A 13627-nucleotide genomic window follows, 5' to 3' on the forward strand; every position below is an offset into this window, starting at 1 on the left:
CAGACGTTTTTCTGCGCAGACGTTTTTCTGCGATCCCTACGCCCCTTGGCAGAAAGGTGGCGTCGAGAATACCATCGGTCGCATGCGCCGCCGGATTCCGCGCAAGACAGATCTAGCTACGCTCACCTCCCAGGATCTTGCCGATGCCGTGCTGGCTTACAACAGCACACCCCGAAAGTGCCTTGACTGGCATACCCCCGCCGAGCTCTTTGCTCGACAGCTGTTGCACTTCGAGTGTGAATCCACCTCCCCGCCTTCGCGGGGATGACAACAGGGTGAATGGAGGACCAACCGCTTAGTCTACCTTCGCCTTCGCTATCGCCGTGCCGTTGCCCGGCAAAATCTCCACCGTCGCCGTGCGCCCTGCGACGAGTGTAGCGCCGGCCGGGACCGGATCGAGCGCGATGCGCACAGGCACGCGCTGGGCGAGACGGACCCAACTGAAAGTCGGCGTCACATTAGCCAGCAAGTTGCTGCCCTCCGCGCGATCGCGGTCTTCGATACCGGCGGCAACGCTTTCGACACGGCCGGTAAGCTTGGCGGCATCACCCATCAAGTGAATGTGGACGGGATCGCCGACGTGGATCCGCGACAGCTTGGTCTCCTCGAAATAGCCGTCGACATGCAGGCTCGACGTATCGACCAATGCCATCACACCTTTACCGGCTGTAACATAGGTGCCCGGGCGCAGGTCCATATTGGAGATCACGCCCGAGACCGGCGCATGAACCTCGCTACGATCGAGATTGAGCTGCGCCACCGCCTGATCGGCGACGGCCTGATCCAGTGACGCCTTGGCGAGGAGTTGCGTCGCCAGCACCTGTTCCTGCTTCTGCTGCGAGACAGCAGCCGTTGTCAGCTCCTTGTAACGCTTGAGATCGAGTTCGGCCTGCTCCAGGCTGGCCTTGCGACCGGCCACGACGGCTTCCGCCTGCTGCAGTGCCAGCCCGAAACGTGCGCGGTCGATCCGCATGATGACATCGCCGCGCGTCACCTTCTGATTGTCACGCACCAAGATCTCGGTGACGAAGCCGGACACATCCGGCGCCACGGTGACCACATCGGCGCGGACGCGGCCGTCACGTGTCCATGGCGCGTCCATATAATAGACCCAGAGATAGTGCCCGACGGCGAGCGCGGCGACGACGGCCAGTGCGGTGACAGCGAAACGACGAACGAAACTCACAGCGTTTTTCATGACAGCAATCCGGAGGACAGATAGACCACGCCGCCCAAGAGGCAGACATACAGAGCAAGATCGAACAGCGCGCGATGCCAGACATAGCGATAGAGGCCGGAGCGTTCGATCAAGGGGCGCAGCGACGCGCCGATGGCATAAGTGATGACCAGCCACAGCATCAGCGATGGCAACAGCACGCCGAACAGATCGATTTCATATCTCATGCGGCCACACTCCCGGCGACTAGACCCGGTTCGGGCAGATAGGCCGGTGCCGTCGGGAACAGACCACGGCGAATGCCAACGAGCCCGATCAGCGCATCCTCGCGCCCTGCCCCGCGTTCGCCCATGGCTTCCGACAGCGCGTGATCGACTTTCGCCAGCAGTGGTTCGGGCATTGCACCGCCTTTGTAGTTGCGGAAGCTCGCGGCCAGTTCGTCTAGCATCGTGTCCATCGCATTGAGCGTCGGTGACGACAGATGATGACGCGCCCGGCGCAGATCGACGATATTCAGCCCGACGCGCAATTCGCGCAGGTTGTCGACAGCACGCAGCGGTGAATCCTTCAGCGCCGTCAGCCGTGGCGCCAGAAGGCCGATGCGGTTCAGCATCAGCCCGGCAAAGGCCGCGCGGTCACGATTGCCGCGCTGTTCGGCAGCCTGCGCGATGGCGATCCAGCCGCGCCGCATCAGCCGCTTCACACTCCATTCGGAGCCGACTGAGCGGATCAACTGGATCGAGATGACCGACAGTTCAGTACCGACGAAGAAAGCCACGCTGGAATTGGCGAAACTTGCGAAGTCGGCATTGTAAGTCGTCTGCAACGCCATCAGCGTCGCGGTATTCGCCGCCAGCAGCATACCGATGAAGAAGGTGGCGGGGCGCGCGATGAGATAGCCAAACAGCAGGAACGGCGGCGCCAGCACGGCGACCAGCACTTCGACATCGGTGATGGCCGGCAGGATCGCGAACAGATAGAGCGCGATGATCACCATCGCGGCCAGCGTCCATTTGGCAAAGCCGCGCAACCCCACCGCGGGATCATCCATGCTGGCGAAGAACGAGCAGCCGACAGCCGCCATGGTCGGTGCTGTCGCGCCATCGGTCCAGCCGGTGGCGATCCAGAACGCGCAGCAGACGAGGATGGTAATGAACACGCCTGCTGCGGACCATAGCGCCATGCCGTGATCGACATGCCGCACCGGGGCCACACCGGCTTCAGCCTGAAAGGCGAGTTTCGCGCCCGGCGGACGGCCGCCCTCGGCAATCGCCTGATTGAGGACCCGGCAATCCGCTGAGATATCGACGAGCTCGCGCATCCGCATCAGCAGGCTCGCGATCATGATCTCGGTCCATGACGACGACGCGCTCAGCTTCGGCTGCTGCGCGGCGATCATGCTGCGCAGCCGCTCGGCGGGTTCACGGTCAGTGCTGTTGTCAGCAATCCAGGCGGAGACGTCGTCGATCAGCGCCATCAATTGCGGTGAGGTCGTCCGCGCGTCTTCGCCCAGTGCGTCGATGCGATCGCCCATAGATGACAGCAGCGGCAGGAATGTCAGCATGCGCGTGCGCAGGGCACGCATCCAGCGTGAGGTCTCGCGTCCGCCGAGCCGATCATAGGCCAGATGATCGGCGAGCGTATCGATATCGACGGCATCGGCAGCAAGCTTGAGGCGCAGATCGCGCGTGGCCGGATCGGCGCTGCGGCCGGCCAGCACGTCTTGGGTCAGCTTGCGCGCTCCGGCAAGCCAGCTATCGACCCGCGCTGCAACCGCGGGGCCGACGCTGCGCGGCAGCAGGATCGTGGAGACCAGTGTGGCACACAGGATGCCGACAATGATCTCCTCGCTGCGCGCCACGGCCGTATCGAAGATGGCTGCGGGTTCGTTGACCGAGGGAAAGCTGATCAGCGCGCAGGTGTAGCCCGCCAGCATGAACATGTAGCCGCGCGGGGTCCGGTCCAGCAGCGACACATAGAGACAGAGACCGACCCACAGCGCGATGGCGAGGCTGAGCAGTTCCGGCGAATTGACGAGATTTGGCACCAGCACGACGCTGGCCGAAGCCCCAACCAGTGTGCCGATGACGCGAAACAGCGCTTTCGAACGCGTAGCGCCGGCCAGCGGCTGCGAGGCGATATAGACCGTGGCCAGCGCCCAATAGGGCCGCGGCAGATCCATCGCGAAGCCGATCAGCAGCGCCATCATGCCGGCGATGAAGGTTTTCACGGAGAAGATGATGTCGGCGTGGCGGACGAGAAACGGCGGTTGGGCAGCAGCGGAAGTCATGGCAGTGCGTCCGCCTCCTCGGCGGCCTCATACAGGCGATTGGCCGATTGCTCGATCCGTCCGAGCACATCGAAGGCGACCGCGAGTTCATCGGGCGCGATGCCCTTCATCAGGTCGCCACGCAGCCGGCGCATCACCCGCCTGATCTCTTCGGCCTTGGCTTCGCCGAGCAGCGTCAGATGCAGCACCTTGGCGCGGCGATCGGTCGGGTCCTCGCGGCGCTCGACGAGCCCTTCGGCGGCCAGCAGGTCGATCAGCCGGACCACCGACGGGCCCTCAAGCCCCATTTCGTCGGCGAGCACGCCCTGACGCACGTTCTCGCGTCCGGCGCGGGACAGGATCAGCAGCGGATGGGCCGTGGCTTCGGACAGGCCATGCGCCGACAGGGTCTGGTCAGCCTTGCGGCGCCAGACCCGTGCCAGTCGCGCAACCAGCAGGCCCAGTTCGGCCTGGATATGCGCTTGGGAGTGGGGCATGGAAATTAGATAGGACCCTATCGATTAGGCTGCAATCTATTTTGTGCGTCGCATCAATCACGGTGTGGTGAGCGCCGTCGGGGACCCCGGCACCTGCAAGCCCGGTCGGGTAGCCGTAACGCGGGAAACAACGCCGGCAGCCAAATATTGAGAATTTCCCAATGATTTCCGTGGGCCATATCTTTCAGCGATTGAAATCCCCCTTGTTTCTGCCATGTTCGCGCCCAAAGCAGGCATCGGGTAGTGTTCTCGGGCGCGCGAATCTCCATCGCGCGGATGCTCCAGTTGAAAGCGGCAAAGGAATTCCATGGCGAAGCCAGCAGTGATTGTCGTCGGCGCGGACAAGGGTGGGGTCGGCAAGACCACGGTTTCGCGGACGGTTCTGGACTATTTCAGCGCCAACAACGTCCCGACGCGCGCTTTCGACACCGAAGCGCCGCGCGGCACGCTGAAGCGGTTCCATTCGGACATCACCGAAATCGTCGACATGACGACCACATCCGACCAGATGAAGATCTTCGATACGCTCAACAGCGCGTCGCCCTCGGTGACCGTGATTGACGTCCGCGCAGGCCTGCTGTCGCGCGCGCTGGCCGATCTGCGTGACATCGGCTTCCTTGATGCCGCCAAGTCCGGCCAGATTACCTTTGCCGTTTTCCATATACTCGGCCCGTCGATCGCCTCCCTGGACGAGATCGCCGAGACCGCCGGCTTCATGGACGGTGCGAAGTATTTCCTGGTGAAGAACTTCATTAACAACACCAGCTTCTTCGAATGGGACCAGGCAACCTACAACTCCTATTTCCACCGCATCAAGGGCGCCACCGAGATCACCATCCCGAAGCTGAACGAAATGGCCTATGAGCAGGTCGAAGTGTCCAGCGTGCCGTTCCTGAAATTCGTCGCCAACAAGGGACCGCACGACGAGACGGCGAATTATTCGTTCGTGCTGCGCGGCTATGTCCGGCACTGGCTGGCCAATGTCTGGAGCGAATTCGACCGCATCAAGCTGACCGACATCGTCCACGACAAGCCCGGCGCCCGCAGCCCCGGCGAGAAGTAAGTCCATTTAACGATTGGAGCGGCGTCGGATTCGCCTGATATTGCGCCGATGCGACGCACGCCCGTTTATATCATCTGCTCGACGCGACCGATGGTCGGCAAGACCCTCGTCGCGCGCTTGTTGTGCGAATTCCTGAAGCTGCAGCGCGGCGACGTCACCGCTTTCGATATCAGCCTCAAGGAACCTTCGCTGCTGGATTTCCTGCCGAAGCTGACCGAGACCGCCGACGTCAATGACACGTTCGGCAAGATGTCGCTGATGGACCGGCTCATCGTCAACGACGACGTCGCCAAGGTGATCGACCTTGGCTATTTCGCCTTCGACGAATTCTTCAAAATGACCGGCGAGATCGGTTTCGCCAAGGAAGCCGCACGCCGCGGCGTGGCGCCCATCGTGTTCTTCATGGGCGACAGCGACCGCGCCTCATTGCGCGGCTACGAGATGCTGCAGCAGCAGTTCACCCGCAATTCGCTCTATGTGATCGACAACGAACACGTGCTGCGCGGCGAAATCCCAGTGGCGCTGGCGCAGGGCCGTATGCTGCGTATCGCGGCGCTGCCGGTGTTCCTCAAGACCTATATCGACCGGCTGAATTTCTCCTTCACCGGCTATTTGCGCTCGGAGCAGGATTCATCGACCGAGCTGCATCAGTGGATCAGGAAGAATTATTTCAGCTTTCGGGAAATCGAGCTGGGACTTTTGCTGCAGGGGTCGTGACGGGCAATCAATGCCCGTCGAACGTCATCAACGTCCGCACCGGCACATTCATCGCCCGCAGCTTGGCCGCGCCGCCGAGATCCGGCAGGTCGATGATGAAACAGGCGGCCATCACCTCAGCACCGATCTGGCGCATCAGTTTGACCGCACCTTCAGCGGTGCCGCCGGTGGCGATCAGATCATCCACCAGGATGACGCGCTCGCCGGGCTTGATGGCATCGGCATGCACTTCCATCTCGTCGATACCGTATTCAAGGGAGTAAGCGATGCGCACGGTGGTGTGCGGCAGCTTGCCCTTCTTGCGGATCGGCACGAAACCGGCCGACAACTGATGCGCCACCGCGCCGCCGATGATGAAGCCGCGCGCTTCCATGCCGGCGACCTTGTCGATCTTCAGCCCCGCCCAGGGCTGCACCAGCTCATCCACCGCGCGGCGGAACGAGCGCGCATCACCCAGCAGTGTGGTGATGTCGCGAAACAGGATACCCGGCTTCGGATAATCCACAATGGTGCGGACGGAGGCTTTGAGATCGTGCGCGAGTTCGGGTGTCATCAGGGTCTTTCGGTTCTTCAGATGGACATCAGTTGGGGCGCTGCCCCAACCGAAATGCGTTTTCGACGATACGTAAGCCGACCTCGCCGCCAAGCGACATCAGCGATTCCGGATGAAATTGCACGCCGCCGACCGGCAGCGTCTTGTGTTCGATGGCCATGGCGACACCGTCCTCGGTCGAGGCCGTCACGGTGAGCACATCGGGCATGCTGTCCTGCTCGACAAACAGCGAGTGATAGCGGCCGATGACGATTTCATTGGGCAGACCGTTCATCAACTTTCCGCCCCGCACCTGTACGCGCGACGGCCGTCCATGCGCCGGTTGCGCGAGCTGGCCCAGCACGCCGCCGAAATATTCGCCGATTGCCTGCACGCCCAGGCAGACGCCGAACACCGGCAGTTTCTTGTCCAGCGCGGTATCGAGTGTCTTGCTGATGCCGAAATCGGCGGGACGTCCCGGCCCCGGCGACAGCACCAGCAGATCGAAACTCTCGCGGTTCAGGATGGTCTGTGCATGGACATGACGAACGACGCTGACGGTCGCGCCGACCTGACGGAAGTAATCTGCCAGCATATGCACGAAACTGTCGTCGTGATCGATCAACAAGACCTTCTTGCCCGAACCGGTTGCATCCGGGGCGAAGGCCGACAGCCGCTTCGGCGGATCGCCGCGCAGCGCCTGGAACAGGGCTGCGGCCTTGGTCTGGCATTCCTTCTCTTCGGCGACGGGATCCGAATCGAACAGCAGCGTCGCGCCGACGCGAACTTCGGCGAGGCCATCCTTCATGCGGATCGTTCGGATGGTGATGCCGGTATTGATGCCACCATCGAATGACACGGCACCAATCGCGCCGGCATACCAACGCCGCGACGAGCGCTCGTTATCCTCGACGAACTGCATCGCCCATAGTTTCGGTGCACCGGTCACGGTCACCGCCCAGGCATGGGTCAGGAACGCATCGAGCGCGTCAAATCCGGGACGCAGCATGCCTTCCACATGATCGACAGTATGGAACAGTTTTGAGTAGGTCTCGATCTGCCGACGCGCCAGCACCTTGATCGTGCCGGGCACGCAGACGCGCGCCTTGTCGTTACGATCGACGTCGGTGCACATGTTGAGTTCGAACTCGTCTTTCTCCGAATTCAGCAACTGCCGTATCTGTTCGGCATCGCCAATGGCATCGACGCCGCGCGCGATGGTGCCGGAAATCGGACAGGTTTCGACGCGACGACCGTCGGAGCGCACGAACATTTCCGGCGAGGCAGCGACGAGAAATTCGCCATCGCCGAGATTCATCAGCGCGCCATAAGGCGACGGGTTGATGATGCAAAGCCGCTGGAACACTTCCGCCGGCGAACGTTCGCAGGGCTCGGCGAACAACTGACCGGGCACGGCCTCGAACAGATCGCCGCGTGCAAAGGCGGCACGGGCGTTCTCGACAGTCTTCTGATATTCGCCGGGCGCATGATCGGCAAAGCCCTGGCGCGGTGCCTTGTTGTAGCCGCTGTCGGGCGTATCACGCGGCAGGCCCTCGGTGGAGCGATCCTTCCAGGTGAAATCATAGGACATCACCACGCCGCGGCCGGTGGCGCGGTCATAGGCCAGCAGCGTGTCGGGCAGATACAGCACGATGTCGCGCTGGTCGGCCTCGCGCGCGCGCTTCTGCTTCAGGTCCTCCATCTGGAACACGAGGTCATAGGCGAAGGCGCCATAGAGCCCGAGCATGGAATCGTCCGAGGAGAACAATTGCGCGACCATGTCGCGCACCAGCGACATCACGCTGGCGCGGCGGGTCCGCTGGTCTTCCTCGACCGGCGCCTCGCCGCGGATGATGTGGCCCTTGAGCTTCGACATCGTCCGCCCGTCGAGCGCGATACAGGGATCCTGCAGCGTGTCGGCGAGGAAGGCGATCAACACCTGGCCACGCTTGTTCAGCGCCGTCAGCGTGAAATCCGTCCCAGTGGTTTCCAGCAGCAGCGGCGGATCGGCGAAACCGAGATCGAAGCTCTCATAGCGGCCAGGCACCGTGGTGCCCGACGACAACACCACACCGCGGCGCTGGTCGAGCCGGACGATCAGATCGTCCAGCGCGGTGCCGCCGGTGAAATAATCGACATGGCGTGCCACGGAGAGACCCGCGCGGGTCTTGTAGGCGCTGTCAGCGGGGAGCGAAAACACAGTCCTGTTCATGGTGTCCTCTTAGGAAACATGCCGGAGGGGGCGCCACACAGAACAAACAAGCAAAGGCCGTCGCACTGCGATGGCGGCCTTCGACGATTGAAAATAAGCAAATCGCACCGACCACCTCTTCAGGAGGTGCGCCACCAACGACGGCTGTTGCGGACAGGGGTGCTCATAGCGGGCAAATCACCATGGCCGGCCCGGAAGGTCAAGGGACTAAACGGCCCCCGGCCGCTCCCGGACGAATACCGTCAGTTTGAGCGCCCCGACGCCGTCCTCGATCGGGGTCCAGCCGATGCTCTCGTACCAGGCCCGACGGGGCGGGGCAGCGCAGAGATAGACCCGGGCATGCCCCCGAGAGAAGGCCTCCAGGCAGGCCCGCTCGATCAGCGCCGGGGCGATGCCCTGTTTGCGGGCATCGGGCTCGGTCCAGACCGCCGCGACCCAGGGCGTATATTGCGGGCGCTCGTCGAGATCGGACACCAGCAGCGACGCCGTTCCGAGAAAGTCTGGCCCACGATGGGCCACCAGCGCGATCGGCAGGTCGGTCCCCTGCATGTTCTCGCGCAGTCGCTCGACGATATAGGCCTCGGGCACGCCATGGCGTTTCCACCACGCCTGCCAGATACGATCGGCGACGGTATCGAAGAAGTCGGGCTGCTGGCGCAAATCGGAAATGGTGAAGTCGGATGTCATCGGCCTCGACCTACAAGGTCAGGCCTGTCGCATCAAGCTGCCACGCGGCTGTGCGTCACGATGTGTGAGCTTCACCGGTGAGCCGCTTCAGCATGGGAAAGGATGACGTCGTGCCGAATTTTCCCTGCGGCACTCCGCAGTCTTCATAGCCGGCAGACAGATACAGGCGATGTGCTGTCTCGGTGCTGATCAGATGGCAGACATCGTTGCCATGGTCCCGTGCGGTCGCCTCAAGCTGTGCCAGCATCGCCTTGCTGACGCCCCGGAACCGGGCATCCGGCGAGATGTAGTTGCACGTAATCTCGCCATCGTGTCTGACGATGCCGACGGCGAGCACTGTTTCTTCCTCGACCGCGACGAGAACGAAATTGTCCGGATGGGCGATCCAGCCCTCCACTATTTTAGGAGTCTTGTTGGCGAGCCAACGTCTCAGGATCGCCGGATCGTCATGATGATCGGCGCCGCAGAGCTCGGCGATGGAGCGGCGCAAGACATCGCATATCTCGGCCGCTTCATCGGGGCGCGCTCTGCGGATCAGCATCCGATCAAAAGGCCTCAGCCCAGATGTTTCTTGAAGAACGCCGTCGCGCGGCCCCAGGCGAGTTCGGCGGCTTCGCGGTCATGTACGCTGACGCGCTGTTCGTTGACGAAAGCGTGGTCGGCATCATAGCGGAAGAATTCGGCGGACTTGCCGGCAGCCTTCAGGCCGTTCTCGAACGCATCAACCACCGCAGGCGTGCACCAGTCGTCGCGATTGGCGAAGTGGCCCTGCAGCGGCACCTGCACATCGGCGGGCTTGGCGGCCTGCTCCGGCGGAATGCCATAGAACGCCACGGCGGCCTTTAGTTCGGGAATCTTGCACGAACCGATGATGGTCACGGCGCCGCCAAGGCAGAAGCCGGTAAGGCCGACCTTGGCGCCGTTGCGCGACAGATATTGCGCCGCGCCGCGCACGGTCTGCGTGGTGGCGTCCATGAAATCGAGCGAGTTCATTTCTTTGCCGGCCGCATCCGTGTCGTGATAGGGCACGACCACACCATTATAGAGATCAGGCGCCAGCGCATCGAAGCCGGCCAGCGCAAGACGATCGGCCAGGCCCTTGATCTGCTCCTGCAGACCCCACCATTCCTGGATGACGACGACGCCGGGCGCATTGCCGGCCTGGGCATTGGCGAGATAGCCCTTGGCTTCCTTGCCGTCGGGGCGCTTGAAGCTGATCGATGTTCCCATGATGTCCTCCGCTGGAATGGTTCGGGGCAACTTATAGACCCCTCACGTGTCAACTCAACCGGGCCAGCGCGCGCTGCAGGTCTCGCTTGTAGGTCAGAAAATCGACAAACAGTCCGTGTTCGCCGCCGTCCCGCCGTGGCGGTTGCGCGAACCATTGCGTGATCTCCTGCCGCAGCGCTGCTGCCGCATCCGGCCGCGCGGCCTTAGCCGCGAGATAGGCCGCAATCACGCGGGCCTGCAATGCACGCCCTTCCCAGCCCACGCCGGCGCCCTCCAGCAGCCCCGCGACATACAGACCGTTATCCTCCGACGGAAACATGTTCATGAACAGCCGCGGCGCGCCGATTGCCTCCTGCCAATCGAGTGCACGGAGATCGCCGAGGAACGGAAACGTGATCCGGTAGCCGGTCGCGAGCAGCACCAGATCGACCTCGTCGCAGCGGCCATCGGCAAACACGACCAACTTGCCGTTGAATTCGCGGACCGGCTTGCGCAAACCGACATCGCCCTGGCCGAGATGCTGAAGCACCAGCGAATTGACGATCGGCGTGCGGTCATAGAGCCGGTGCTGCGGCTTGGGCAGACCGAAACGCTCCGGCGCGCCGACGATGAAGCGCAGGATCGGCTCGTGCAGCCTTGAGCGCAGGTTCTTCGGGATGATGAAGCGCTTCGGCTTGTGATTGCCTTCGTCCGCCGGCTTGCCAGCGAGAAACTTCGGCACGAAATGATTGCCGCCGCGCACGCTCCACAACACCTTATCCGCGCGATGGATCGCATCGACGACAATGTCGCAGCCGGTATTGCCCATGCCCACCACCAGCACGCGCTGGCCGGTGAAGATATCGGCGGTCTTGTAGTCCTTGGCATGCATCAGTGGGCCATCAAAGGTGCCTGACGTTTTGGGGATCAGGGGATCGCTGAGATGCCCATTGGCGATGACAACGCCGGCATAGTCGGCTGCCGTGCCGTCGCTGAAAACGGCGCGCCATCCACTTTCCTGCCGCGTCAGACTGCGCACGCCAGTGTTGAAGCGGATCAGCGGATAGAGATCGAAATGCCGGGCATAGCTCTGCAGATAATCCAGCACCTGGCGATGGCCCGGATAGGCCGGCCAGTCCTCCGGCATCGGAAAATCCGCAAAGGCCGTGGTGCGCTTCGACGAGATCAGATGCGTCGAGGCGTAGACTGCGCTCGGCGCCGCGCCATACAGCCACTGCCCGCCAATATCGGCATTCTGCTCCACGGCTTCCACCGCATGGCCAGCGGCTTTCAGGCTCTGGATTGCGGCAAGACCTGCTGGACCGGCGCCGATGACGAGGAAAGTCATGACATCGGCTCCGGGCGCTCGTCGCGATAGCGTTCGAACACGGCGCGCGCATCGAGCTGCGGTGAGTAGCCGAATTCGGACTTGAGGCGCGTATTATCGAGCACCGGGCGATACTGGATGAATTTCACGTTCTGAGGCGTCAACTTGGTCAGGCCGAGCCTATGGAGCAGCCACAGCGCGCCCTTCATCACCGCTGGTGGGATCGGAATGAACGGCTTGCCGTTCAGTCGGGCGATCTCGCGCAGACTGAGCGTACCATCGCCGGCGAGATTATAGATGCCGCTCTTGCCGGTGCGCACGGCCAGCGCCAGCGCCGCGACCACATCGGAATCGGCGATCAGCGAGAACGGCGTTGCGGTGCCACTGAGGCCGGTGACAACAGGGCGCTCGAACAATGCAGTGATCTGGTTGTTCGTGGTCGGCCCCAGCACCGTGCAGGGGCGAAACACGGTCTGCCGCAACTGCGGATGATCGCTACGCCAGCGCGCCAGCATCTCCTCGACCTCACGCTTGTTGCGCGCATAGGGAAAGTCCTCGTTGCCGCGCAGCGGATCGGTCTCGCGCAGCGGCACGGGATTGTCGGCGTGATAGCCATAGGCCGCGCCACTCGAGGTCACGATGAGGTGGTCGACACCAGCCGCAAGACAGGCTTCCAGCACATTGCGCGTGCCCAGCACGTCGATCTCGTAGTCACGCTGCGGATCGCCGCCGACGGCGACGACCGAGGCGAGATGCACCACAGCACGTGGCTTCACGCGGGCGATGATCTCTTTCAAGCCGGGATCGCGAATGTCGCCGTGCTCATAGGCAACGCCGTCGAGGCGCTTTTGCAACGGTACCTCGCGCAGATCGAGCGCTGTCACCGGCCCGTCGCCGCCGGCCGCGAATGCGCGCAGCAAAGCACTACCAATGAAGCCCGCAGCGCCGGTGATCAGCACGCCGCTATTCGCCATCGCGTCGCTCATGCCGCACCTTCAATGCGTGCCGGATGCGGGTCGCGCCGTTTCCACCAGGCCGCCAGCGCCCAGCCGGAGACGAGGTGCCAGACTCCCCAGCCAGCGGCGACCAGCGCTGCGCCGCCAAGGCCGTCGAATTGCGTGAGGATCAGCGCCAGCCCCAGGCCGGAATTATGCATGCTGACTTCGATGGTGAGCGCGCGGGTGTCGTAGTCGCTGAGCCCAAGGATCTTCGCGACGCCCCAGCCGAGCGCGACGGCGATCGCGTTATGCAGCACGACGAAGGGCAGCACCGCCGTCGAGAATACCGCGATGTAGCGCCAGTTGGTGATCGTCGCGGCCAGAATAAATCCGATCAGGAACACGAAAGAGAGGATCTGCAGCGGCCGGCGCAGACGGTCGGCCAGCCCCGGCAGATGACGCACCGTGAGCAGACCGGCAACCATCGGCACGCCAAGCAGCAGCACGGTCGATCCGATAAACGAGACGGGATCGACGCTCACCTGGCGCAGCAGTGCCGCGGTTTGCGGATTGAGTCCGGCCCAGAACAGGATGTTTAGCGGTGTCGTGATGGACGCAAGCAGGCTGGAGATGCCGGTCATCGACACCGACAGCGCCGTGTTGCCGCGCGCCATATGAGTGATGAGGTTGGAGATGTTGCCACCAGGACAGGCCGCCACCACCATCATGCCAAGCGCGATGGAAGGCTGCGGCTTCAACACCATGGTGATCGCCCATGTGACCGCCGGCAGGAGGATCAGTTGCGCGGCGAGCCCCGCGAGCGGCGCCGCCGGACGTCGGAACACATCGACGAAATCGGTGACGCGAAGATCGAGCGCGACGCCATACATGATCATCGCCAGCACGATGCCGAGCACCATCTGGCCACCCGGACTAATGTTCAGCAGAATATCGTCGATCGCCGCGCCCGCCATCCATCCCCCCGATGAGCGTGGATAT

The 13627-nt window shown here is 62.9% G+C and carries 15 protein-coding genes; 3 read left to right on the forward strand and 12 right to left on the reverse strand.

Going from position 1 to position 13627, the window contains the following annotated elements; all coding sequences use genetic code 11:
• The coding region (locus tag AC1DUY_RS24095; RefSeq protein WP_478117650.1) for a transposase at positions 1 to 268 on the forward strand (268 nt) is incomplete at its 5' end.
• Between the two features lie 27 nt (positions 269 to 295).
• Here the strand turns inward: AC1DUY_RS24095 and AC1DUY_RS24100 are convergent.
• The 4 genes from AC1DUY_RS24100 to AC1DUY_RS24115 are packed head-to-tail and all read right to left on the reverse strand — an operon-like array spanning position 296 to position 3943.
• Entirely contained in the window at positions 296 to 1198 is a 903-nt protein-coding gene (locus AC1DUY_RS24100) for an efflux RND transporter periplasmic adaptor subunit (protein ID WP_478117652.1), read from the reverse strand.
• The gene (locus AC1DUY_RS24105; RefSeq protein WP_478117654.1) at positions 1195 to 1404 is read right to left on the reverse strand and encodes a DUF1656 domain-containing protein; all 210 of its coding nucleotides are present in this window, start codon (positions 1402 to 1404) and stop codon (positions 1195 to 1197) included. Before AC1DUY_RS24105 ends, AC1DUY_RS24100 begins: the two co-directional genes overlap by 4 nt.
• The gene (locus AC1DUY_RS24110) at positions 1401 to 3467 is read right to left on the reverse strand and encodes an FUSC family protein (protein ID WP_478117656.1); all 2067 of its coding nucleotides are present in this window, start codon (positions 3465 to 3467) and stop codon (positions 1401 to 1403) included. The genes AC1DUY_RS24105 and AC1DUY_RS24110 overlap by 4 nt, the downstream gene beginning before the upstream one ends.
• Positions 3464 to 3943 carry a MarR family winged helix-turn-helix transcriptional regulator gene (locus tag AC1DUY_RS24115; RefSeq protein WP_478117658.1) on the reverse strand — a complete coding sequence of 160 codons (480 nt, stop codon included), beginning with the start codon at positions 3941 to 3943 and terminating at the stop codon, positions 3464 to 3466. Before AC1DUY_RS24115 ends, AC1DUY_RS24110 begins: the two co-directional genes overlap by 4 nt.
• Before the next feature lie 307 nt (positions 3944 to 4250).
• Here AC1DUY_RS24115 and AC1DUY_RS24120 point away from each other — a divergent pair, with 307 nt between their 5' ends.
• Positions 4251 to 5006, forward strand: a complete 756-nt coding sequence (locus tag AC1DUY_RS24120) for a P-loop NTPase family protein (RefSeq protein ID WP_089262507.1) — start codon at positions 4251 to 4253, stop codon at positions 5004 to 5006.
• Between the two features lie 48 nt (positions 5007 to 5054).
• Positions 5055 to 5723 carry a P-loop NTPase family protein gene (locus tag AC1DUY_RS24125; protein WP_184513384.1) on the forward strand — a complete coding sequence of 223 codons (669 nt, stop codon included), beginning with the start codon at positions 5055 to 5057 and terminating at the stop codon, positions 5721 to 5723.
• Between the two features lie 7 nt (positions 5724 to 5730).
• Here the strand turns inward: AC1DUY_RS24125 and AC1DUY_RS24130 are convergent, their stop codons facing one another.
• From AC1DUY_RS24130 to AC1DUY_RS24165, 8 genes are all read right to left on the reverse strand, one after another.
• Complete coding sequence (locus AC1DUY_RS24130; RefSeq protein ID WP_068733118.1) at positions 5731 to 6276, reverse strand: adenine phosphoribosyltransferase; 546 nt, start codon at positions 6274 to 6276, stop codon at positions 5731 to 5733.
• A 28-nt stretch (positions 6277 to 6304) separates the two neighbouring features.
• Positions 6305 to 8467, reverse strand: a complete 2163-nt coding sequence (locus tag AC1DUY_RS24135; protein WP_478117661.1) for an anthranilate synthase component I — start codon at positions 8465 to 8467, stop codon at positions 6305 to 6307.
• A 207-nt stretch (positions 8468 to 8674) separates the two neighbouring features.
• Complete coding sequence (locus AC1DUY_RS24140; protein ID WP_120288372.1) at positions 8675 to 9154, reverse strand: GNAT family N-acetyltransferase; 480 nt, start codon at positions 9152 to 9154, stop codon at positions 8675 to 8677.
• 55 nt (positions 9155 to 9209) lie between these two features.
• Entirely contained in the window at positions 9210 to 9695 is a 486-nt protein-coding gene (locus AC1DUY_RS24145; RefSeq protein ID WP_478117663.1) for a GNAT family N-acetyltransferase, read from the reverse strand.
• A gap of 14 nt (positions 9696 to 9709) precedes the next feature.
• Complete coding sequence (locus AC1DUY_RS24150; RefSeq protein WP_093759598.1) at positions 9710 to 10384, reverse strand: dienelactone hydrolase family protein; 675 nt, start codon at positions 10382 to 10384, stop codon at positions 9710 to 9712.
• A 49-nt stretch (positions 10385 to 10433) separates the two neighbouring features.
• On the reverse strand, positions 10434 to 11711 hold the full coding sequence (locus AC1DUY_RS24155; protein WP_478117666.1) for a flavin-containing monooxygenase: 1278 nt from the start codon (positions 11709 to 11711) through the stop codon (positions 10434 to 10436).
• Positions 11708 to 12676, reverse strand: coding sequence for an SDR family oxidoreductase (locus tag AC1DUY_RS24160; RefSeq protein WP_478117668.1), 969 nt, complete (start codon positions 12674 to 12676; stop codon positions 11708 to 11710). The genes AC1DUY_RS24155 and AC1DUY_RS24160 overlap by 4 nt, the downstream gene beginning before the upstream one ends.
• The gene (locus tag AC1DUY_RS24165; protein WP_478117670.1) at positions 12673 to 13602 is read right to left on the reverse strand and encodes a bile acid:sodium symporter family protein; all 930 of its coding nucleotides are present in this window, start codon (positions 13600 to 13602) and stop codon (positions 12673 to 12675) included. Before AC1DUY_RS24165 ends, AC1DUY_RS24160 begins: the two co-directional genes overlap by 4 nt.
• Positions 13603 to 13627 lie beyond the last annotated feature (25 nt).

The sequence above is a fragment of the Tardiphaga sp. P4_G1 genome (genome assembly GCF_056401215.1).

Excerpts from the sequence above, each read along its gene's own strand:
- AC1DUY_RS24100 (WP_478117652.1), bottom strand. The coding sequence starts at position 1,198 with ATGAAAAACGCTGTGAGTTTCGTTCGTCGTTTCGCTGTCACCGCACTG.
- AC1DUY_RS24105 (WP_478117654.1), bottom strand. The coding sequence starts at position 1,404 with ATGAGATATGAAATCGATCTGTTCGGCGTGCTGTTGCCATCGCTGATG.
- AC1DUY_RS24110 (WP_478117656.1), bottom strand. The coding sequence starts at position 3,467 with ATGACTTCCGCTGCTGCCCAACCGCCGTTTCTCGTCCGCCACGCCGAC.
- AC1DUY_RS24115 (WP_478117658.1), bottom strand. The coding sequence starts at position 3,943 with ATGCCCCACTCCCAAGCGCATATCCAGGCCGAACTGGGCCTGCTGGTT.
- AC1DUY_RS24120 (WP_089262507.1), top strand. The coding sequence starts at position 4,251 with ATGGCGAAGCCAGCAGTGATTGTCGTCGGCGCGGACAAGGGTGGGGTC.
- AC1DUY_RS24125 (WP_184513384.1), top strand. The coding sequence starts at position 5,055 with ATGCGACGCACGCCCGTTTATATCATCTGCTCGACGCGACCGATGGTC.
- AC1DUY_RS24130 (WP_068733118.1), bottom strand. The coding sequence starts at position 6,276 with ATGACACCCGAACTCGCGCACGATCTCAAAGCCTCCGTCCGCACCATT.
- AC1DUY_RS24135 (WP_478117661.1), bottom strand. The coding sequence starts at position 8,467 with ATGAACAGGACTGTGTTTTCGCTCCCCGCTGACAGCGCCTACAAGACC.
- AC1DUY_RS24140 (WP_120288372.1), bottom strand. The coding sequence starts at position 9,154 with ATGACATCCGACTTCACCATTTCCGATTTGCGCCAGCAGCCCGACTTC.
- AC1DUY_RS24145 (WP_478117663.1), bottom strand. The coding sequence starts at position 9,695 with ATGCTGATCCGCAGAGCGCGCCCCGATGAAGCGGCCGAGATATGCGAT.
- AC1DUY_RS24150 (WP_093759598.1), bottom strand. The coding sequence starts at position 10,384 with ATGGGAACATCGATCAGCTTCAAGCGCCCCGACGGCAAGGAAGCCAAG.
- AC1DUY_RS24155 (WP_478117666.1), bottom strand. The coding sequence starts at position 11,711 with ATGACTTTCCTCGTCATCGGCGCCGGTCCAGCAGGTCTTGCCGCAATC.
- AC1DUY_RS24160 (WP_478117668.1), bottom strand. The coding sequence starts at position 12,676 with ATGAGCGACGCGATGGCGAATAGCGGCGTGCTGATCACCGGCGCTGCG.
- AC1DUY_RS24165 (WP_478117670.1), bottom strand. The coding sequence starts at position 13,602 with ATGGCGGGCGCGGCGATCGACGATATTCTGCTGAACATTAGTCCGGGT.